Origin of the sequence: Acidovorax sp., assembly GCF_034519795.1 — a bacterium.
Classification (GTDB): Bacteria; Pseudomonadota; Gammaproteobacteria; order Burkholderiales; family Burkholderiaceae_C; genus Acidovorax.
Map to the genome: position 1 here is coordinate 192903 of NZ_JAXHOB010000007.1, position 22113 is coordinate 215015.

The 22113-nt window shown below is 65.9% G+C and carries 18 protein-coding genes; all 18 read left to right on the forward strand.

What is annotated here, in order from left to right:
* Positions 1 to 91 precede the first annotated feature (91 nt).
* The 18 genes from U5N23_RS07110 (at position 92) to U5N23_RS07195 (ending at position 22111) form a co-directional block, all read left to right on the forward strand.
* Complete coding sequence (locus tag U5N23_RS07110; RefSeq protein WP_322592104.1) at positions 92 to 1105, forward strand: sugar phosphate isomerase/epimerase; 1014 nt, start codon at positions 92 to 94, stop codon at positions 1103 to 1105.
* A 17-nt stretch (positions 1106 to 1122) separates the two neighbouring features.
* Positions 1123 to 2298, forward strand: coding sequence for a Gfo/Idh/MocA family oxidoreductase (locus U5N23_RS07115; protein WP_322592105.1), 1176 nt, complete (start codon positions 1123 to 1125; stop codon positions 2296 to 2298).
* Between the two features lie 862 nt (positions 2299 to 3160).
* The gene (locus U5N23_RS07120) at positions 3161 to 4021 is read left to right on the forward strand and encodes a type II secretion system protein (RefSeq protein ID WP_322592350.1); all 861 of its coding nucleotides are present in this window, start codon (positions 3161 to 3163) and stop codon (positions 4019 to 4021) included.
* Positions 4022 to 4042: 21 nt separating this feature from the next.
* Positions 4043 to 4876: a prepilin-type N-terminal cleavage/methylation domain-containing protein gene (locus U5N23_RS07125; RefSeq protein ID WP_322592106.1), complete on the forward strand. Its 834-nt coding sequence runs from the start codon at positions 4043 to 4045 to the stop codon at positions 4874 to 4876.
* 59 nt (positions 4877 to 4935) lie between these two features.
* Entirely contained in the window at positions 4936 to 5862 is a 927-nt protein-coding gene (locus U5N23_RS07130; protein ID WP_322592107.1) for a prepilin-type N-terminal cleavage/methylation domain-containing protein, read from the forward strand.
* Positions 5863 to 6366, forward strand: a complete 504-nt coding sequence (locus U5N23_RS07135) for a hypothetical protein (RefSeq protein ID WP_322592108.1) — start codon at positions 5863 to 5865, stop codon at positions 6364 to 6366.
* On the forward strand, positions 6363 to 7673 hold the full coding sequence (locus U5N23_RS07140; RefSeq protein WP_322592109.1) for a hypothetical protein: 1311 nt from the start codon (positions 6363 to 6365) through the stop codon (positions 7671 to 7673). The genes U5N23_RS07135 and U5N23_RS07140 overlap by 4 nt, the downstream gene beginning before the upstream one ends.
* Positions 7670 to 8269 carry a hypothetical protein gene (locus U5N23_RS07145; RefSeq protein WP_322592110.1) on the forward strand — a complete coding sequence of 200 codons (600 nt, stop codon included), beginning with the start codon at positions 7670 to 7672 and terminating at the stop codon, positions 8267 to 8269. Before U5N23_RS07140 ends, U5N23_RS07145 begins: the two co-directional genes overlap by 4 nt.
* 135 nt (positions 8270 to 8404) lie before the next feature.
* Positions 8405 to 10228, forward strand: a complete 1824-nt coding sequence (mshL, locus tag U5N23_RS07150; protein WP_322592111.1) for a pilus (MSHA type) biogenesis protein MshL — start codon at positions 8405 to 8407, stop codon at positions 10226 to 10228.
* Entirely contained in the window at positions 10225 to 11199 is a 975-nt protein-coding gene (locus U5N23_RS07155) for a tetratricopeptide repeat protein (RefSeq protein WP_322592112.1), read from the forward strand. Before mshL ends, U5N23_RS07155 begins: the two co-directional genes overlap by 4 nt.
* Positions 11196 to 12758: an ExeA family protein gene (locus tag U5N23_RS07160; RefSeq protein ID WP_322592113.1), complete on the forward strand. Its 1563-nt coding sequence runs from the start codon at positions 11196 to 11198 to the stop codon at positions 12756 to 12758. Before U5N23_RS07155 ends, U5N23_RS07160 begins: the two co-directional genes overlap by 4 nt.
* Complete coding sequence (locus U5N23_RS07165; RefSeq protein ID WP_322592114.1) at positions 12742 to 14481, forward strand: GspE/PulE family protein; 1740 nt, start codon at positions 12742 to 12744, stop codon at positions 14479 to 14481. Before U5N23_RS07160 ends, U5N23_RS07165 begins: the two co-directional genes overlap by 17 nt.
* Before the next feature lie 22 nt (positions 14482 to 14503).
* On the forward strand, positions 14504 to 15781 hold the full coding sequence (locus tag U5N23_RS07170; protein WP_322592115.1) for a type II secretion system F family protein: 1278 nt from the start codon (positions 14504 to 14506) through the stop codon (positions 15779 to 15781).
* 115 nt (positions 15782 to 15896) lie between these two features.
* Entirely contained in the window at positions 15897 to 16517 is a 621-nt protein-coding gene (locus tag U5N23_RS07175) for a hypothetical protein (RefSeq protein WP_322592116.1), read from the forward strand.
* Complete coding sequence (locus tag U5N23_RS07180; RefSeq protein WP_322592117.1) at positions 16514 to 17326, forward strand: prepilin-type N-terminal cleavage/methylation domain-containing protein; 813 nt, start codon at positions 16514 to 16516, stop codon at positions 17324 to 17326. Before U5N23_RS07175 ends, U5N23_RS07180 begins: the two co-directional genes overlap by 4 nt.
* A 23-nt stretch (positions 17327 to 17349) precedes the next feature.
* Positions 17350 to 19560, forward strand: a complete 2211-nt coding sequence (locus U5N23_RS07185) for a hypothetical protein (protein WP_322592118.1) — start codon at positions 17350 to 17352, stop codon at positions 19558 to 19560.
* Entirely contained in the window at positions 19557 to 20789 is a 1233-nt protein-coding gene (locus tag U5N23_RS07190; protein ID WP_322592119.1) for a prepilin-type N-terminal cleavage/methylation domain-containing protein, read from the forward strand. The genes U5N23_RS07185 and U5N23_RS07190 overlap by 4 nt, the downstream gene beginning before the upstream one ends.
* Positions 20786 to 22111, forward strand: coding sequence for a type II secretion system protein (locus U5N23_RS07195; protein WP_322592120.1), 1326 nt, complete (start codon positions 20786 to 20788; stop codon positions 22109 to 22111). Before U5N23_RS07190 ends, U5N23_RS07195 begins: the two co-directional genes overlap by 4 nt.
* Positions 22112 to 22113 lie beyond the last annotated feature (2 nt).

The following is a 22113-nucleotide window of genomic DNA, read 5'->3' on the forward strand; positions in this document are numbered from 1 at the left end:
CGCGGCGGGGCGGCCCTTGCGCGGCGGTCCTGGTATAGGCCGCGCAAGAGCGACCAACCTAGCTTTAACTGCTTCTCGCCCTGGAGTCCCCATGCCAAGACCCGTCACCCTCTTCACCGGCCAGTGGGCCGACCTGCCGCTGGCCGAGCTCGCGCCGCTGGCACGCAACATGGGCTATGACGGCCTGGAGCTGGCCTGCTGGGGCGACCATTTCAACGTGCAGGAGGCGTTGGCCTCCGATAGCTACGTGAAGGATAAGCATGCGCTGCTGGCCCAGCATGGCCTTGCGTGCTTTGCCATCGGCAACCACCTGGTGGGCCAGGCTGTGTGCGACCGCATCGACGAGCGCCACCAGTCCATCCTGCCGCCCCATGTGTGGGGCGATGGCGAGCCCGAAGGCGTGCGCCAGCGCGCAGCCAGCGAGCTGGCCGACACGGCGCGGGCCGCCGCGAAGTTTGGCGTGAAGACGGTCACCGGCTTCACGGGTTCGTCGGTATGGCATGCCATTTATGCCTTCCCGCCCACCAGCCAGGCGTACTGGGACAAGGGCTTTGCCGACTTCGCCCAGCGCTTCGGCCCCATCCTCGACGTGTTCGAGCAGCACGACATCAACTTCGCGCTCGAGGTGCACCCCACCGAGATCGCCTTCGACATCGCCTCGGCAGAACGCGCCATTGCCGCAGTCAAGGGCCACCGGCGCTTCGGCTTCAACTACGACCCAAGCCACCTGGCCTACCAGGGTGTGGACTATGTGAAGTTCATCCGCCAGTTTGCCGATCGCGTCTACAACGCCCATATGAAGGACGTGTGGTGGGGTAAGGGCGACGGCACGGTGGGCGTGTTCGGCGGGCACACCAGCTTTGGCGATGCGCGCCGCCACTGGGACTTTCGCAGCGTGGGCCGCGGCATGATCGATTTTGAATCCATCATCGTCGCCCTCAACGACATCGGCTACCAGGGCCCCCTCTCCGTGGAGTGGGAGGACAGCCGCATGGACCGCGTGCATGGCGCCACCGAGAGCGCGGCGTTCTGCAAGCGGCTCGACTTCAAGCCCGCTGCTGGCGCCTTCGACGCCGTATTCGCCCGCGACGAACAACCGAAATAACACCAACAAGGGTATCCATGTCCTCTGAACGCAAGCTGCGCTACGCCATGGTGGGCGGCGGCAACGGCGCCTTCATTGGTGCCGTGCACCGCAAGGCCATGGCGCTGGATGGGCAGTTCGAGCTGGTGGCCGGCGCGCTCTCGTCCTCGCCCGAGCGGGCCCGCGCCTCGGGTGCCGCCCTGGGTCTGGCCGACGACCGCAACCACGGCAACTGGCAGGACCTGCTGACCGATGAGATGCGCCGCCCCGCTGGCGAGCGCATCGACCTGGTGAGCATCGTCACCCCCAACCATGTGCACCACCCGGTGGCCCTGGCCTTTGTGCAGGCGGGTTTCCATGTGGTGTGCGACAAGCCGCTGGTGCACACCAGCGCCCAGGCCGATGAACTGGTGGCGGCCGTGCGAAAGGCCGGCACCGTGTTCGGCGTGACCTACAACTACACCGGCTATCCACTTGTGCGCGAGGCGCGCCACCTGGTGCACAGCGGCGCCCTGGGCACGCTGCGCAAGGTGACCGTCGAATACAACCAGGGCTGGCTGGCCACTGCGGTGGAAGAGGGCGGCGGCAACAAGCAGGCCGACTGGCGGCTGGACCCCGCGCGCAGCGGCGCCGTGGGCACCATGGGCGACATCGGCTCACACGCCGAGAACCTGGCCGCCACCGTCACCGGCATGGAGCCCGAGTGGCTGTGCGCCGACCTCACCGCCTTCGGTGCGGGCCGCCGGCTCGACGACGACACGCAGATGCTGCTGCGCTATGCCAATGGCGCGCGCGGTGTCATCGTGGCATCGCAGGTGGCGGCGGGGCTGGAGAACGACCTGCGCCTGCAGGTCTCGGGCACGCTGGGCACCATCACCTGGCGCCAGGAAGACCCCAACCACCTGGTGCACTCGCCCGTGGACGGGCCGCGCCGTATTCTCACGCGCGGCGCACCCTGGCTCAGCCCGTCTGCGCTGCGTGCGAGCCGCATCCCATCGGGCCATCCCGAGGCCTTCATCGAGGCTTTTGCCAACGTCTACCTGGGCGTGGCAGCCGACATCCGCGCCCATGCCACCGGCCAGCCGGCCGACCCGCTGGCGGCCGACTATCCGCGCGTGGAAGACGGCGCGCGCGGCGTGCGCTTCATCGAGCGGGTGGTGGAGTCCGCACACAGCGAGCGCAAGTGGACGGCGCTGGCTGGCAGCGGGGCGTGAGCCGGGCGCCACGGCGCCACCACCGACAATGAGCGGAGCCCCCCTGCGATGGGGACGATAGTGCGGTGGGGCGGCGCAGGCCGCCTGCTCGCGCTCGGCCTGATCCCCATGTGACCCCCCATGTGAACTCCATGTAAGGCCCATCGCAGAGGCCCTTGCCCGGGCCTCCTCGTGGCGCGGCAGCAGGGCCGCGCCACCCGGTGGGGTGGTCCCCCGCACCGGGTCCACCGATCACGGTGATTGCCCGTTTCCACCCAGTGCCGAAACTCCCTGATCCCCCTCTTGCGGAGCAGCGCATCCGGCGTTCGACTGCGCGACGCAGCCCCGGGACATGCCGTTCGGGTGCCTGCAAAAAGTCAGGGCCAAGTGCCCACTTCTGGGCGTCTGCGCCGGGGTGCCCAAGGGGCCCTGTCGGCGTGTCTGAACTGCCCGGTGAGCCCCGATTTGCGGGCGTTTCGCCTCCATGCTTTCTGCTGTGCAGACGCTTAACAGATTTCTGGCGTCTTTCAGCGCGATTTCCCGTGCGAAATTGATTTATGAAATCTATCAATTGACCAATTTAATTGTTTATTTGGTGGTTTGTGGCCTCTCTAATACATAAGCACTATGGCCAATTGCAAGGCGATGGGGGATGCTTCGCTACCGCTTTCAAGGACGCGAACAAGACTGGTCCAGATGTCATTTCTCCTATGAAAAAGCCTCTTTTTTACGGCGAAATGTGGGTGCTGGCTGGGTGGCAAAAATCGAGCGAAAACCACCCAAAAGAGCGATTGTTTTTTTCTTGACTTCAGTTATGCAATGTTTACAGTCGTTACATTCCGCAATCTTTTTTGTGTGCTCTTTTTCAACGCCTGAGGACATCATGCGACCACTTTTTTCCGTCCTGCCTTCGCGGCGCAAACATGGCTCGACCGGCCAACAGGCTGCACAGGGGGGCTTCACCCTGGTGGAGCTGGCGGTCGTTCTGGCCGTCATCGGCCTGATCATCGGCGCCGTCGCCATCGGCAAGGATGTGCAGCGCAACGCCGAGTACACCAAGATCAAGAACAAGTTCATTGACCAGTGGGAGCAGGCCTACAACCAGTACTACCAGCGCACGGGCGTGGTGGTGGGGGACAGCCAGGTTGCGCCGCGGATCATGGTGAATGGGGTGGCGTACGTGGCAACAGGGACCAACCCGTTGTCCGGTGGCGACATGGCAAACACCATTGCGGTGGGGTCAGAGCCAGCACCTGTTTGTGCACATGCGCCCGAAGGAAACACTGCCGTGCGAGACGCAGTTAATGCGTTTGATGTCGCAAATAACAACCTTCGCCTTTACATGACTCGCTCAGGCATTCGCATGCCCCCTGGTCGTGCCGAGGGGCAGGAGGATCTGTATGTCTATACCGACACAAACGGCTCTCCGCAGGAAATCCAAGTGTGCTTTCAGTGGAACCGTCCAACCTCAGCAGAGGGGGCGGGCAATGTGATGGTAATCGCAGGCCTGACACCCGATCTGGCCCGCATGCTCGACCAAATGATCGATGGCAAGCCTGACGCCCGTGAAGGACGCTTCCGTTTGCGTGGTGTCGCAAACGCGACGAACAACGCTCCTGGTGTGGAATGGGCCGGCAACAACTCCTATGGTCAAGGCGCTACCGGAACTGCCACCGGGGCAGGCGCTACTCGTGATGAAGACCAAGTCATGACATTGACAGCCATTTACAAGATGAACCAGTAAGCCGCGCCCGGAAAGACCATCATGAAACACTCATTTATTCAGTCTCATCGCGCGGGTGCTCGGCGCCAACATGGCTTCACCCTGGTTGAGTTGGCAGTGGTATTGGCTGTCATTGGCTTGATCATCGGCGCGGTGGCCATCGGCAAGGATGTGCAGCGCAACGCCGAGTACACCAAGATCAAGAACAAGTTCATCGATCAGTGGGAGCAGGCGTACAACCAGTACTACCAGCGCACGGGTGTAGTGCTTGGAGACAACCAGACGGGGCCTCAGAACATGGTCAATGGCGAAGCCTTCGCGGTAGGGGGTGTTCGCTCTGGCCGAGACATGACTGCTGCCGCCGTGACGGCTCCTGCAGCCATCTGCCGCGGCGCAAAGGGGCAGGGGATGGCCCGGGCCTTTGATGCAACAGTCGGGCGTGATCTACGGACGCTGATGACGCGCGCTGGAATCCGCATGCCGCCTGGCCGTGCCGAGGGCCTGGAAGATCGCTACGTATACCTCGACAGCAATGGCAACCCGCAGGAAATCCAGGTCTGTTTTCAGTGGAACAAGCCGATCGCACTCGGTGCTGGCGCCGCTGACGTAGGTGCTGGCGAGGGGTCAGGCAATGTCATGGTCATTACCGGCCTCACCCCGGATCTCGCTCGCTCGCTCGACCAGATGATCGATGGCAAGCCCGACGAGCGCGAAGGCCGCTTCCGCCGCCTGGAGGGTGCAACGCATGCTACGACCAATGCGCCTGGCGCTGAATGGAACCGCAGCAACCGCGACAAGATTGGTACCAACAACAACGATGGCTTGGACGAAGACCAAGTGGAAATCGTCACGGCCATCTACAAGATGAACCAGTAAGCGTGCATTCGCTGTTTTCTTTCTCAACAACACTCACCCATACCTCGTCGGAGATTTCGATGAAACAGATGCAATCCTTTCGCAAGCTGGGCCGCAAGGTCCAGCAAGGTTTCACCCTGGTGGAGCTGGCCATCGTGCTGGCCGTCATCGGCCTGATCATCGGTGCCGTGGCCATCGCCAAGGATGTGCAGCGCAATGCCGAGTACCAGAAGGCGATCAACAAGTTCGCCTACCAGTGGAAGATGTCGTACGACCAGTACTACCAGCGCACCGGTGTGGTGGTGGGTGACTGCCAGCAGGCGCCCACGTACATGGTCGATGGCTCCGAGACATCGATCAACAGCAACAACGCTTGCACCCGCGCCGGTTCCATGGCCGTGCCCGGCATTCCCGCCAGTTTCACCGACCGTGGCCGCAAAATCTGCGCTGGCCAGGGCTATGCGGCAGACACCGTCGGCCAGGGCGACAAGGCCCTGGCAGCGCTGAATCTGCGCGAGCTGATGACACGCGCCGGTGTGCGCATGCCTCCTGGCCGCGGCGAAGGGCATGAAGACCGTTTCCTGTACATCGACTCCAACGGCAACCCCGCCGAGCTGCAGGTCTGCTTCCAGTTCAACGACGCCGGCGTGGCCAGCGGTGCTGGCAACGTGATGGTGATCCGCGGCCTCACGCCCGACCTGGCGCGCTACATGGACCAGGTGATCGATGGCAAGCCCGACTCCCGCGAAGGCCGTTTCCGCATCCAGGGCCGTCCGGCCCACCAGACGGCCGCGACCGAAGCCAATGCGCCCGGTACCCAGTGGGAGGCCAACAACACCCAGGGCGTGGCCATCAACGTGGCGGGCAACAGTACGCAGATGAACACCAGCGACACGCGCCAGGCGGTGGTCAATACGTCCGGCAACGCGGGCGGTACGACCGATGGCCGCAAGCTGGACGAAGACCAGGTCATCCTGCTGACCGCCCACTGGATCATGGAGCAGTAATTGAACGGCACCCGTACCGTCAAGCTCGGGGCCCTAGCCCTGGCCACCGCCTTGCTGGCGTGTGGTGCCTGGCTGGCGCAGAGTGGGCTCAAGAAGCTGGCGTTCGAGCGCCAGCAGGCCGCCCAACTGCGCCAGAGCCTGGACAGCGCCCGCAACCTCATGCCCGAGGTGGAGCAGCGCGAGCGCCTCGTGCAATCGCTCAAGCAGGTGGCGCAGCAGGTAGACCGCCTGGGGTTCGACCCCGCGCAGTGGGGCGAGCGCAGGCTGCGCCGCACGACGGGGCCGGCTACCCGCGTGGAGGCCGCGCAGTTCCTGGGCGAGCTTGGCCGCGGCGGTGCGGGGTCCATCTTCGTTGCCGATCTCTTCGAGGTCGCCACCCTGTCCCCGGAAACGGGTCTTTTCCAGATGCCGCAGCCGGGTGACAAGGGGCTGACGCTGGGTGCCAGCGGCACGCTGTACTTCCAGACGGTTTCCGTCGCCCCACCGCCCAGGACGATGCCATGAGCGCTGCCGCCGAACATGTTTACCGGGTTGCCAATGCCGGGTGGGTGCATTGCCATGGCCACCAGGCGCAGGACGTGCCTGCCTGGCCCCGGCTCACGCACACCGCGCTGGTGGTGCTGGACCTTGACGACGTCTTCACCGATGTCTGGCGTTTCGAGGGCAAGTCCGAATACGCCACGGCGCTGATCGAAAAGCGCGTGCGCACGCAGGGCCTGGTGGAGGGCTCGGCCCACATCATCATGCACCGCCTGGTCAAGGTGCCTGGGGGCTTTCAGGCCTTCTTCTCGGCCGTGTCGCTGGACCTGTGGCAGCGCAGCTCGCAGTGGGCGCAGGAGCAGAACGACCACTGCCTGGTGATGACCACCGGCGGCCTGCTGTGCAATGGCGTGGACGTCGGCCAGGCGCGCCTGCTGCTCTCGCAGCGCCGGTTGATGTGCTTTGCCCAGAGCGAAGAGGGCATGGTGTTCGCCTCCACCCAGGCACTGGGTTCGGGCGCTTCGGCCATGACCAGTTCTGCCCAGGTGCTGGTGGCCAACCAGAGCGCGCTGCTCAGCCGCCTGGGGGCCGATGCGGTGGAGTGGGGTGCCTTGTGGAGCACCCAGCCCGCCGATGGCGAAATCTGCGTATCGGCCCTGCAGGGCGTGCTGGGCAGTGCACCCGTGGTGATGCAGGCGGCAGAGCTGTCGCTGGCCGGCGAACGCGTGCAGACGGTGATGCCCGCGTTGGCGCGCGATGCAGCAGGCCGGCATGCCCTCAATCCCTTTTCGGAGCGGGTGGCCTGGCGCGCGGAACGCTGGGTGGCATCGATCACGGCGCTCACGGCGGTGGTTGGCGCTGCCCTGGTGGCCCTTGGGGCCTTCACCAGCCAGCAGGCCGACGCCCAGCGCGACCAAGGCCAGAGCCAGCGCGCGCAGCTTGCGGCCATGCAGCAGCGCATCCAGGCGGTGAGCACCGTTCAGGCCCCGCAGCAATTGCTGCCGGTCGCAGATTTTTCGCGCACGCTGGACGAGGGCGCCCGTTACGACCCCATGGCCTTCCTGGCCGTGCTCAAGGCGTCCACGGGCAGCGACATCCGCATCGTGCGCGTGAAGCTGGAGGCGACCCAGCAGAACCAGAACCGTGCGCGTGCCTTCCGCGTGGATGGCGTGGTCGCGCCCGGAGCCTCGGCATCGGTGACCCGCTGGGTGAGCCTGATGTCCGCCGCCGGCTGGACGCTCAAGGCCATGGACCCCGCCGAGCAGTCCCAAGGCGCTTTCTCCTATGAACTGGTTGCCAAGGCTGCCGCACCCGGGAACGTGAAACCATGAAATACGCAGCACTGCTCTTGAATGTGGTTGCCGTCGCGTTGCTCGGATGGGCGATGTACGGCGTGGTGCAACTGGTCCAGGCCCGCACGCCCAATGTGCGTCCGCCCGAGATGTCGCTGGCAGCCCTGCCCGAGGCGCTGCGCACCGACCAGGCGCGCGTGGCCGAGGCTTTCGACGCCATGGCCCGCGTCCAGAAACAGGCATCCGGCCGGGGCGTGGACCCGCAAACCCTGATCGCGCTGCCCGCACCGGGGCGCGAGATCGTCGGCAGCGTGCAGATGCCCGTGCGTTCGATGTCGCTGCACCTGGACAACCTGGCCGCAGACACCCAAACCGTCGTGATCGACGACCGCCTGGCCCGCCAGGGTGCGCGCCTGCCCGAAGGCGGCCGCCTCACCAAGGTGGAGCCCAACCGGGTCGTCATCTCCGAGCGCCTGGGCCGCCAGACGCTGACCTTGCCCGAGGTCGGGCTGCGGGTGGGCACCTTGCGCTGGCCCGATGGTTCGCTGGCGAGCATCAGCAGCCAGCAGTTCAAGGCCGGTGTGCCCGGGACCGCCCCGGACAACGCCCAGGGCCCCATCAGGAGCCTGCCGTGATGAATACCGGCAAGGCCGTGTCCCTGTTGCGCTGCGGCCTGTGGGTGTGCCCGACCGCCTGAGCATCGCGCACAGAAGAACCGACCCATTTTCAAGAAATCCATGACTCACCCAAGCGGTGCCAAGGACAGCGATATGACCCATCCTCCGATCTTCAAGCCCCTGGCTCTGGTGTGTGCCGCGTTCATCCTCAGCGGGTGCGCCAACAGTCCACCGCGCAGCGTTGCCAGCCTGCCTGCTCCGGACACGGCAGCCGCGGACCAGATGCGCGAGAACGCGGTGGCCGAGGCCAAGCGCCTGCTGGAACACCAGCAACTGCTGCTGGCGGAGCTCAACAGGCCCGCCCCGGCGCCGGTGATCGCACCGATGGCCCCCGTGTTCGATCCGCTGGAAGGCAAGCTGATCAACGTGGCCATGTCCAAGGCCAGCATCAGCCAGATCCTGGGCGCATTCGCCGATGCCGGCAACCTCAACCTGATCGTGGACCCCAACGTGCTGCGCGGCGGCCAGCTGGCCGACATGTACCTGCGCCAGGTGACCCTGCGCGAAGGCTTCAACGAGGTGATGCGCACCTACGATGTGGCGGGCGAGTTCCGCGGCAACACGCTGCGGGTGAGCCTGACCGAGGAAAAGTTCTTCTCGCTCAACTTCCTGAACACCAAGTCCAGCATCCAGATGGGGTCGGGCGGCAATGTGTTCGGCAGCAGCAATGGCGGCGGCGGGGGGAGCAGCGGCGGTGGGGGCGGTGGCTCCAGCGGCGGCTCGGGCGCCCAGCAGGGGAGCCTGACCATGTCGGGCTCCGGCGGCAGCTCTGCCGACCCCTACGCCGACGTGGCCAGTGCGCTCAAGGCCCTTCTGGAAGACGACGTCAAGGACCGGCTGGAACAGCAGCAGCAGGGCGCGAACGCGCAGGCGCCGGGCTATTCCCCATCCACGCCCTCGGCCTGGACGGGAACGCCTGCCCCCAACGGAACCGGCGCGGCGAACGTGGCCCGGGGTCCCGGCGCACAAGGCCCGTCGGTGACCACCATCCGGGAAGAGGGCGGCTTCACCCTGAACCCCCAGACCGGCACGCTCTACGTCAAGGCGCGTCCTTCCAAGATGCGCACGGTGGAAAAGATGCTGGCCCAGATCCACAAGGTGCTGGGCAAGCAGGTCTATGTCGAGGCACAGCTGATCGACGTGCAGTTGGGTGACAACTTCGAGTTCGGCGTGGACTGGACTTCGCTGCGCAGCCGCCTGGCCACGGGCTTCGGCTCCTCGCCCATGCAGCTGGGCGGCAGCAGCGGCACGCTGCCCAATGCAGGCAACGGCTACCCTGCACGCGCCATCTCGATCCCGGCCGCGCTCATCGGCAGCCTGACCGGCCCCGCCTTTGGCGCCTCCTACCAGGGCAGCAACTACGGCATCGTGATCAACGCGCTGCGCGCCTTCGGCAACCTCAAGGTGCTGTCCAACCCCAACGTGCAGGTGCGCAACGGCACGCCGGCGCTGCTGTCGGTGGGTACCAGTTCGCGCTACGTATCGCAATCGGCCTCCACTCAGACGGTACCCGGCGGCGGCGCATCCACCACATCGTCGAGCGTGCAGACCGATACGGTGTTCTCGGGCGTGATGGTCGGCGTGCTGCCCATGGTGCGTGAAGACGGCCGCATCGAGCTGATGCTCAACCCGATGCAGAGCGATGTGGACCCGGCCAGCCTGCAACTGGTGGCGGTGGGCGGCGAGAACCTCATATCGCTGCCCAAGGTCAGCTACAAGGGCCTGACCACCACGCTGAACGTGGGCGATGGCGACGTGGTCGTGGTGGGCGGCCTGATCGACCAGCGCAATTCCAACAACGACCGCGGTGCCCCAGGTGTCTCCGACGTGCCGCTGCTGGGCAAGTTGTTCGGCAATGAGAACAAGGTGCACAACAGCCGTGAGCTGGTGATCGTGCTGCGGGTGCGTGTGCTATGAGCCTCATCCACGACGCACTGAAATCCATGGACACGGCCGCGGCATCCCCTGCTGCGCCCGCTGCCTCGGCCCGGCCCCGCGCTGCCACCGCCCCGCGCGGCGGTCGCCCAGCCTGGCTGGATGGTGCCCTGGCCTTTGCCATCGTGGTGGCCGCTGGTGGCCTGGGCTGGGCGCTGTGGCAAAGCCAGCAGCAACCCAGGCCGCTGCCGCCCGTGGTGGCTGTCGCGGCACCTGCCTCGCCGGTGGCCACGTTGCCGGCACTGGCGGCCTCGCAGCCGCTGGTGGAGGTGCCGGTGGTTGGCGGCGCCACGCCGGTGGTCGATTTGCCTGCCGCCAGCGTGCAGCCCGCTGCGGTGTCTGCCGCCACGGCGCCGGCTCCCATGCCTTCTGCGGTGGCACCCATGCCTATGGCGCCGGCACCGGCCGCACAGGTCCAGGCCGCCCCAGCCCCATCTGCCGCAGCGGTGCCCGCACCCGCCGTGGTGGTGGCGCAGGCTGCCACCGGCCAGGGCGACGTCCGCCCGGCCGCGCCGCGCCCCGCCCGTGCCATGCGTGCAGTCGCCCCGCCCGTGGCGGTGGTGCCGCCCGCACCGGTGGTGGACGACACGCCGGTGGAGCTGCGCTTCGCCCGCTTCGTGGCCGCCATGAAGAACAACCAGACCGCCGATGCCGAACGGGAGCTGGCCGCCCTCAAGTCGCGCCTGCCTGCCGGCTCCCTGGGCCTGCTGCGCGCCCAGGCCTGGTTCGACCTGCGCGGTGGCAACGATGCCGCCGCCGCCGAGCAGTACCGCGCCATCCTGGACCGCATGCCCGGTGACGAGGAAGCGGCCATCAACTTGGCCAGCATCCACAGCCGCAAGGGCAAGCCCGAAGAGGCGCGTGCCACGCTGGACGGCGCACTGCGCCTGTCCCCCGACTCTGCCGCGCTGCGCTCTGCCCTGGGCCAGTTCACCCCCAACGCCCGCCAATGAGCACCAGCCCTGTCTACGCGACGCTGGGTCTGTCGCGCAATCCCTTCCCTCCCACGCCGGACGCGGGGTCGTACTTCTTTACGCCCCGATTGGAAGAGGATTTCGCGGAGGTCGCGCACTGCATCGAGGCACGCAAGGGCTTCGTGCTGCTCACCGGCGAGGTGGGCCTGGGCAAGAGCACCATGGTGCGGCGCCTGCTCGATACCCTCAAGGACAAGAACTGCCGTTCGGCATTGATCCTCAACACCTTCCTGCAGGACAGCGCACTGCTTTCGGCCATCCAGAGCGACTTCGGCCTGCCGCCCAGCGACTCGGTGGAGCAGGGCCTGGCCCGGCTGACGGAATTCCTGATCGAGCGCCACCAGGCCGACGAAACCAGCCTGCTGGTGATCGACGATGCGCAGAACCTGAGCGTGCAGTCGCTCGAACTCGTGCGCCTGCTGTGCAACCTGGAAACAGGGCAGGAGAAGCTGCTGCAGATCCTGCTGGTGGGGCAGCCCGAGCTGGAAGAGACCCTGGCCGCGCCCGAGTTGCGCCAGCTCAAGAGCCGCATCGTCAAGCACGCCCGCCTGTCCGGCCTGCAAAAGGACGAGATGCCCCGGTACTTCGACTTCCGTGTCAATGCTGCCGGGGCCGAGGGGCGCCTGTCCATCGAGCCCGCCGCCGTGGACATCGTCTACCGCGTCACGCAGGGCAACATGCGCCAGATCCACCTGGTGCTTGACCGCTGCCTCTATGGGCTGGCCAGCACCCGCGGCTCGGTGATCACCGAGGCGTTGGTGCAGCGCGCCGTATCGGACATGCCGGCGCTGGGCGATGACGCCGCCACCATCGCTGCCGCCGTCGCACGCCCGCGTCGCCGCTGGGCCTGGATTGCCGCCGGCCTGGCCGCCGGCACCACGGCCACCGTGGCGCTGGCCAGTTGGGGGCTGTCCTCTTTCGATGGCGGCACACCGCCTGCAGCCAGTGTGGCCGCGAAATCTCCCCAGGCCCCTGCGCCGAAACCTGCGCCCGACGCTCCCGCCGTTGCGATTGCACCGGTACCTGCAGCACAGATCCCCGCAGCGGCAGAGCCCGTGCCCGCAGTGGCTGCACCGGCTGCTGTCGAGCCCGCCACCGCGGCAGTGGCCGCAGCCCCTGCGCAGTCGAGCGTGGCCGAAACCTCTCCGCGCACCGCCTGCGAGGCCCAGCTCAAGGCCGTTGCCTCGGCAGAGGACGTGCTGCAGGTGCAGCGCCTGCCGCAGCCCACGGCCGCCAATGCGCTCAAGCCCAACCCCCGCGTGTGCCGGTTCACCGAGGGCAAGGATGCCTGGGTGGCGTGGCTGGGCCGCAGCGAGGCGCGCCACATCCTGGTGGCACAGCAGGCCACGCGCAATGTGCAGCTCAAGCTCAAGGGCCTGGGCCTGCTTGATCCGCGTGAACCGGACGACGGCTTCTTTGGCTCCAAGACGGGGGAGGCGCTCACCCGCTTCCAGCAGCAACACGGTCTGGCCCCCACGGGCAAGCCAGACGACCTGACATTCTTTATCTTGGAGCATCAGCATGTATCCGCCCGCTGACCCCGTGCTAGACGCCGCCTTGTCGCTGCCACCCGGCGCCACGATCACCGACCGCCTGGCTGCCTTGCAGGAAAAGAGCCCCTCTCTGGGGGCCGCCCTGGTGAGCGCCGGCGTCGTCTCGCCCGTGGCGATCGACTACGTGCTGCAAAAGCAGAAGATCGAGAAGGTGCCCATGGGCAACCTGCTCGTGGAACTGGGCTTTGCCAGCGCCAACGAGGTGGCCCGACAACTCGCTGGCCAGCGCGGCCTGCTGTTCGTGAACGCCGCCGAGATGCCCGAGCCCGACCCGGCCGTGGCAGCGGTGTTCAACCGCTCCCTGTGCCTGACCTACGGTTTTTTGCCGGTGCGCGAGCACGAAGGCCAGATCGAAGTGGTGCTGGGCGATGCCCAGCCCGACGCCGTGCGCGAACTGGTGATGCGCAAGCTGGGCAAGTCGTGCCATTTTTTCCAGGGCGAGTTCGACAGCGTGGCCCAGGCCATCCAGCAGCACTACTACTTTGCCGACAACCCGCCCACGCGCCTGGTCGAGAGCGAGGTGCGCAAGCTCGAAGCCGACATCGACCGCGCCTACAGCCCCGCGCGCCTGCTCGAGCACATGCTGCACCTGGCCGTGCGCGAGCGCGCCACCGACATCCACCTGGCGCCCACGGCGCGCAGCCGCTCGGTGCTGCTGCGGGTGGACGGCGTGCTGCGCCCGGTGTTCGCCCTGTCGCCCGCGCTCGACCGCCTGGTGGTCTACGTCAAGCTGCAGGCCGACATGGACGCCAGCGAGCAGCGCCTGCCGCAGGACGGCAGCTTCACCGCACAGGTGATGGAGCACAACTTCACGATCCGTGTGTCCACGCTGATCTCCGAGTTCGGCGAACGCATGGTGCTGCGCCTGCTGCCCGAGCGCAGCAGCCTGGACAAGCTGGCCGACCTGGGCTTTCTGGAGGAAGACGTGGCTGTGATGGCCAAGGCCTTCTCCAAGCCCCACGGGCTGATCCTCATCACCGGCCCCACGGGTTCGGGCAAGAGCACTACGCTGCATGCCGCGCTGCGCATGCAGCCGCTGATCGAGCGCAACGTGCTCACCGTCGAAGACCCGGTGGAATACCGCGTGCCCGTGGCCTGCCAGACCGAGGTGAACCGCCGCGCGGGCTACGAGTTCGCCAATGCCATGCGGCACTTTCTGCGGCACGACCCGGACATCATCCTGGTGGGGGAAATCCGCGACTCCGAGACCGCGCGTGCCGCGCTCGATGCCTCGTCCACCGGCCACCTGGTCCTCTCCACCCTGCACGTGGGCAGCATCTTCGGCGTGATGCCCCGGCTCAAGCTGCTGGGCGTGGACACCGAAACCATTGCCGAAAACCTGGTGGCGGTGATCAACCAGCGCCTGGTGCGCCGCATCTGCCCGCACTGCGCCAAGCCGCGCCTGGCGACCGACGATGAGCGCCGCTGGCTGGGCCTGACCAACCCCGATTCGGCGCCGCAGGTGTTCCACGGCGCGGGTTGCCACCATTGCCGTGACAGCGGCTACCTGGGCCGGTTGCCGGTGTACGAGATGCTGGTTGTGAACCGCGACCTGGCCGACGCCATCGCCTCCGACGCCACCCGTGCGGAAATCCGCCAGCGCGCCATGGGTGCGGGCATGCGCCCCATCCTGACCCTGGCGCGCAACCGCGTGCTGGCGGGGGAGACCACCATGGAAGAGATCCTGCGCACGGTGGGCGAGGACTGAGTCGTTTCGGCGGACACCACCCATGGCCTCATCCCTCAATACCTACTACTACCGCGTGCTGCTGCCGCATGGCGGCGTGCGTTCCGGCCTGCTGCGCCTGGCGGTCAAGCGCGAGGTGTCGGTGCGCATGCGCATCGAGTCGGACACCGATGGCACGGTGCTCAGCCTGTTCCGCTTTCCGGCCTGGCTGGCGTTCTTCTCCGAGATGCTCATGCACGTGTTTCGCCGCCAGGTGCGCGGCGAAGACCTGGCGGGTTTTCTGCGCGACATGGGCCTCATGATGCGTGCCGGCGTGCCGGCCCTGGATGCGCTGCAAACCCTGGTGGACGAAAGCGACACCAGCGAGAACCGCGCCATGGCCTACGTGGCCCGCAACATGCTCGACGACCTGAATGCCGGCGTGGGCATGACCGAGGCTTTCAACCGCCACCCCGACGTGTTCCCCGAGACCGTGCGCAACCTGGTCTCCATCGGCGACCAGACGGGTACGCTGGACCGCATGCTGGGCGAGGCGGCCGAGCATGTGGAGCGCATGATCAACATCAAGCGCGACATCAAGACCGCGCTGATCTACCCGGCCTTCGTGTTCAGCACCATCATCGGCGTGGCGATCTTCTGGATCTACTACGTGGTGCCCAACATGGCGCGCTTGTTCAAGCAGATGCAGGCCAAGCTGCCACCCATCACCGAGGGCCTGGTGTCGTTCGCGAACATGCTCTCCACCCACCTGCCCTGGGTGCTGCTTGTGGTGGCCATCGTGGTCATCGTCGGCACGGTGCTGTTCAAGCGTTCGGAAAGCTTTCAGCTGGCCACCTACAACCTGCTGCACCGCCTGCCGATCTCGCGCACGCTGCTGGTGTCCTCGGGCATGGCGCACATGACGGAGCATCTGTCCATCCTGGTGAGGGCAGGGGTGGACCTCGTGTCCAGCCTGCGCATTCTGGGCCGCGCCACCAAGAACCGCTACTACCGCACCCGCCTGATCCAGGTGGCCGAATCGGTGTCGCGTGGCGAGTCGGTGTCGTCGTCGATGCGGCGCGTGGGCGGGTTCCCGGCCATGGCGGTGCGCATGATCTCGGTGGGCGAGGAGTCCGGCAGCCTGGACCAGCAACTGGCCCACCTGGCTGCGGACTACCGCAAGCGCCTGGAAGTGGTCGTCAAGTCGCTCGCCGAAATCCTGAAGCCGGTGATCATCCTGATCGCTGGTGGGCTGTTCCTGTTCCTCATCGTGGCGCTGCTGCTGCCGGTGTATGACCTGGTGCGGCAGTCCGTCGGGCATACGCTGGGGGGCGGGCAATGAAGGCTGAACGCCTTTTCGCCTCTGATACGGCGTTTTGCAGCGTGCTATGGGCGTGTGAGTCGCTTGCTCCACGCCGCCTTGCTGGCGTGGGTATGAAAATCGGGACGGAGCAATGATGCGCAAGGGTGTTTTGATCGGCGGTGCCGCTGGCCTGCTCGTGCTGGCGCTGGTTTTTGCCGTAGGCGTGTGGACAGGGAGCGCGGGCGCGCCCGAGCCGGTAGCTGCTGGTGCGGCAGGCGCGGCGGCATCGCCCGCAGCAACCGTTCCTGGTGTGAAGGAACAGGGCCGGGATCTGGCGATGGCTGGCGCGCCCGCTGCCCAAGCACCGGTGCAGGCTGAAAGTGCGGTTGTGGCCCCAGCTTCCGGCATGAGCTCGCAGGAACGCCGCAAACGGTTGAATGAGGTGCGCGCACGTTTTGCTGCGCTGACGGCACAGGGGCCTGACGCCTCGCCCACCGAAGTGATTGCAGCGCTCAACGAGCTGGAGTCCCTGTCGCAGGGTGAGCTCGATCCGCGTTACTTTCAGGCATTGCGGGTGATGCTGGAAGGCAGTGCCAAGGTCCAGGCGCTCAACCGCGAACTGAAGACCATCTCCAACAGCCTGGACCCCAAGGACGTGGCCCGGCGTCGCGTCATTCTTGAAGAATTGCCCCGCGTTAGCGAAGCCATGAGCGTTGCGGCCGCCAACGTGCAGACCTATGCGCGCCGGGCCACGCCCGCAGGGAAGGCGCAATGACCTGTGCCGCACCCCGCGGCAACCCCCCCGCGCAACGTGTTGCGCAGGGGGGCTTCACTATGGTGGAGCTTGCCGTGGCGCTGGTGGTGGCGGGGCTGATGTCGTGGGCTGCGTTCAGCGGGTACGAAACCGTGACCGCGCAACAGCAGATCGAACGGGGCCGGGCCGAAGCACAACAGCTGCAATCCATCGTCCGCGCTTTTGCGCTGCGCCACGGGCGGCTTCCATGCCCTGACAGCAGCGTTGCCGGCACTGGCTACGAGGCACTGACCGCAGGGGTCTGCACCACAGGTACGCAGGTCGGTTGGTTCCCCTATGTGAGCGTGGGGCTGGAGCTTCCGGTGCCGCTGTTGCGTGCCCGCTATTCGGTGTTCCGTGACCCCAATGTCGTGGATACCGCTGATGCAGACCTTGCCGTGGTGAAGGAGCGGACCGGGGACCCTGTGCCTGATCCTTCCAACCCCAATGCCAGTGCCAGCCCCAACTACCGTGAGACCACAGACTTGATTGCGGCATTGAACACGGCATCCAGGAAAACGGCGGCAACGGCCAGAACCTACCTCACCGGAGATGGCGGGCCCGCTGGCGCCATTGACTGCGCTGGCAACCTGGTCATGGTTGCTGCCTATTGGGTGATCGTGCCGCTGGATGACAAGGACAACGACGGGAGCCGATTTGATGCTCCCCACGTGCCTGTCAGCACTTGTGCTGCGAGCCCCTCGGCGCCCCTGCGCTTCGGTTCCGACGATGTGGTCGTGGCTGAGTCCCCGGCCCAGGTCGCCGGCTGGCTGCGCAAAAGCCTGCCGTAACGGCGTTTGCCTAGATACCTCCCATGCTGACAAACCACTCCAAAGCCCACCGCGCACGCAGAGCGCCCGGCCGCTCACGCGGGTTCGGCCTCGTGCAGGTGCTGCTGCTGATCTCCGTGATGGCGGGCCTTGCAACCATCGGCTACCTGCAGTGGCGCGAACGCTCGGCCGTGAACACCGCCCGCCAGGAGCGCCAGGCCCTTTCGCAAGCGGACCGGGCCCTCGTTGCATACGTCACGGTGGCCGGGAGCCTGCCTTGCCCTGACATCGACCGCGATGGCGTGTCGGACTGTGGCGCCGGCAACCAAAGTGGATGGCTGCCAACGGTCACCATGGCCCTGGCGGGTATCGATGCTGGTGTGGATGTGGGCCAGTTGCGCTACCTCGTGCAGCGTGGGACAGGCACGAACAGCCTGACGGTGCTGGACGACTCCTGGAGGCCGCTGGAGTATGACGAAACCGGTCGCACCTTCGCCACCATGCGCGAGACCACCGCCACAGGCGGCACCTATACCGCCAACGTCCTCACGCTGCCGGACTTCTGTCAGCGGCTGGACGCAGGGCGAGCCATCGCTCCAGCTGCCGGCATGGCGGAGGTGAACTCGACACCTGTCAGAACCGTGGCCTATGCGTTAGTGCATCCGGGCAATGGGGATGCCAATGGCGACGGCAACCTGTTTGACGGAGCCAACACCGGGAGCGACAGCATGGTCGAAGACCCGGGCCGCCGGCCAGTGCTGGCTCTCTACAACGACATCGTGCTGGAGCGCTCGCATGCCAGCCTGCTGTCCGCATTCCATTGCTACCCGTTGATCGACTCCATCAACACCATGGCCCTGGGGGTGGATGTGATCACGCAGGTGCACGACATGCGCGAGGGCAACATCGCCTCCGCCATACAGGCCGTGGCGTTTGCTGCGCTGGGCGCTGCCATTACCGCCGTGGAAACAGGGGCCCTGGTTCTGGAAACGATATCGGACGCCGGCAATGCCGTTGCCGACACCGTGATCTGTGCAGCTTCGCTGGGCCTGGCCGTGAATGCCTGCGCGGCGATCGGAATCCATGCGACGGCAGCGGCGCTGTCGGGCGGGGTGATATACCTCAATATTGCGTCCATCGCGGCGAACGTGGTCGCCGCCGTGATGGCCGGCAACGCGCTGGCCTTGGCCGATGGCAGTGCCGACCTGAGCGCGGTGTGCCCCACCATCGACCTCAGCTCTTCGGTCAATGCGGCCAAGACCGAGTGGGACAATGCCATCGCAGCCAGGCAAGCGAAACAGGCTGCGGTCACGAGCAAAACCAATGACGTGAACAATGCAGACACCAACAGGACCAATGCCATCAACCTGTTGATCGCGTATGTGAAAGCGGGCGCCACCTCCACGAACATCGATGACAGGGTGGCGACCTTGCAGACGGCAGCCACCACCTGGAGCGACTACACGGCGGCCAAAACCAACGCGGACTACCGGATCGCGGACTACCAGGCTGCGGTGACATCCTGGAGCGGTGAAGTCACGTCCTACGGGAACATGATCACCAACAGAACAGCATTGCTGACCCAACTCAATATGGACATCGCCGCGCTGAATGTGCAGATTGCCGCCGCGACCGATCCCGTTGCCAAGGCGGCGCTGCAAAAGACCATGCTGGAGAAAACCTCGCAGCGCACGCTGCTCAATGACCCCGTGGCGCTGCAGGCAGAGTACGACAAGGCCGTGACTGAGCGCAACAACGCCCAGACCAACCTTGCCACCGCTCAGAGCGATCTGGCCACCGCCCAGGCTAACCTGGGGCCAGCGGCCACGGCTTTCCAAACGGCCTACAACGCTTTGGTTGACGCCGGACTCTACCGGCGCTTCAACGGAGCCACTGAAATCCAGCAGGGTTGCTCTTTGAGCAATGGACTGTGCCCCTTGGGGCCTGTCAACACTTCCTCCAATGTACTGTCTGGTGTCGTGGATCTGTTTGGTTGGTCCAGGACTAGCCCTGACCCGAACGCGAAATTCCTTTTGCCCATCAGGCTGCGCAAAGAACTCGCGGTTCTGCAAAGCGAGCTGACAGTGGCCCAGAAGCGGGAAACGGATGCCCAGGCCCTCTACCAGCAGCTCAAGACCCAGCAGGACAACCCGCCACCTTGCAACATCACCAACAATGGGGCCGTTACGCCCATGCCGATTGAACGGGCCATGGAAATCCTCCTGCGCGCCGACCAGAAGGGAGGCACCCGATGAAGCGCTTTCTTCTGCGCCGGGAGCGCGGCCTGTCCTTGGTGGAACTGGCCGTGGCAATGGCCGTCATCGGCATCCTTGGCGTCCTGGTGTGGCGCTGGGTCGTTTCCACGCGTGAGCCTCTGCAGCGGCCCGCCATGCTGGCCCAACTGGCGGAAGCCCAGGCGGCCGTGGAAGGTTTCGTGCTTGCCAACAGCACCATGCCGTGCCCTGCTTCAGATGCCCAGGGGGTCCAGGCCTGCGGCGATGCCGACGCGGTGTTCCTGCCGTGGCGCACCCTGGGCCTGGGCAGCCAATTCAACCAGATCCACTATGGCGTCAACCGCGGTGGGTCCATGGACCTGGCGCTCAATACCACGACCGCCCCAAAACTGGCTTCCCCGGACTTGTATATCGAGTTCACCGGCCTTGCTGTGCCCGCGCACCAGGCGGGGCTTACACCTAGCGCAGGCGTGACCTCCGCCTTGGCGAATGCGACCAATGCCATTGGCAGGGCAAAAAACATCCGCCGCGCCGTGTTCAACGGCCTGGACTGGTGCGCCGTGCTGCGCCAGTACGCTGCCAACCCCATGGCGACAGGTGCGCTGTCTGCGGGGAATGCGACGGACTCCATTCCTGTGGCTTACGTCCTCGTTCATCCCGGTGAGAACAACCGTTTCGATGGCAACAATGCCGCAGGCGCCAATCCTGCGTGGAAATTCGATTTTCCAGGGCGCCCCCAGACCCACGATTTCGACGATCTGAGCCTGGCGGTCGGTCCATCTGACCTGAGCGCACGCATTGGATGCGCGGCCCGCCTGAGCGAAATGCAGGCGGCGGCGCAGGGGGCCTATGCCGCTTACGACACCGCACGGGTGATGCAGGAGTATTGGTCTCTGCGATTGTTCGACATCACCGCGTCAGAGTCGGCTGTTCAAAGCGCAGAGACGGGTGTGGCGGTTGCCGCGATGGGCCTGGCGCTTGCGACAGCCGGGGGGGTGCTGAGCATTGCGTCGGCCGCGAACACCGAGGGGGTGACCGCTTTTACCGTTGCGATTGCCGCAGTGAACCTGGCCGCATCGATTGCTGAAACCGTGCTCGCGGCCCAAGAACTTGATGAGGCAAATGCAGCGCTGGAGGTCTCGCGGCAGAAGCGCATCGCTGCGGACACCTACGCCATCCAGGTCTATGAGTCGTTCACGAATGCCCTCACCAATGCCATCAATCTGGACGAGAAGGGGCTCAATCCATGAAGCGCAAAGTGAGGGGCTTTACCCTTGTCGAACTGTCGGTGGTGCTTCTGGCCCTGGGGATCATCCTGCCCGCTGCGGTGATCCTTTGGCAGCTGGCTGAGCGCCAGCGCGTCACGTCGGTGCAGACAACGGCCCAGCAGCAGGCGCGAGATGCCCTTGTGGGCTTCCTGCATGCCAACTACCGCCTGCCTTGCCCTGCGGCGGACGCCAATGGCGTGGAGGCTTGCTCCGACGGCGCGGGGCTGCGCCAGGTGGGTTTCCTGCCGTGGCGAGCGTTGGGGATTCCCAGCCTGGAGGCGAAGGCGTTGCGCTATGGCGTCTACCGCCAGCCCAATGCGGCAACCGCTCAACTGGACCAGGATCTGGCTGTTGCCCGTGACCGGATGAACCCATTGCGCATCCGCACGCCGAAGCCCCGGCCTCAGAATGCGGATGGTCCCAACGCCACCGCGCCGCCCATTCCCCAGTCCACGGCGGTCCTGCTGGGGGCGACCCAGCCCGCGACGCAATCCGCGCCGCCTGCAGCTCCCATCTTCAATCCCTTGTGCGATGCCGCCAACGATCCACCGTGCCCGCTGGCAGGCAAGTCGACCACGCTGGTCGACGCCTGTCTTGCGCTGAACCTGGGGAGTGTCGTCATCCCTGCGCCTGCCGGAGGCCTCGCCACCACGCTGGGTGGCGTGAGGCATTCGGTGGCGTTCGTGATCGCTGCTCCGGGGATGCTGGATGCCAATGGTGAAGGGCAAGCGTTTGATGGCGCAAATGCCACTGCGACCAGCGCTGCGCCGACCTTTGAGGCAGCCGCAACGCGCGTCACCAACACCTACGACGACATCGTCATGGCTGCCAGCCACGCAGAGTTGTTTGCCGAATTGAATTGCGGTGCCGCGTTGTCCGCAATCTCCCACGCCCACTTCAATGCGGCCATGGGTGCCTTCGTGCTGGAACGCTCGCTGTACGACTACCGTGACCAGTTGTTCATATCCGTCAAACTCGCCGAGGCAGACGTTGCCGCCGCTGCCGCAGGCATTGCGGGTGCTGCCGCCGGCGTGCTCGATGCCGCCAAGGAAATGGTGTCCGCCGTGGGGGACACCACGCTGAGTGCCGGCGCCAGGTCCTTCCAGATCGGGCTGGCTGCGGCGGGCATTGTGGCGGCGGGGATCAGCGTCGGACTGGCGGCATTTGCACAGGTTGATGCGGTTGCCTCACTGGATGAGGCCGAGAGGGTGCACACTGATTTTGCCGCCCGGACGAGTGCCATGACAGACCTGTCGATCTCGATCAACAACAACACACTGGCAGCCGATGCGATTGGCCATTGATT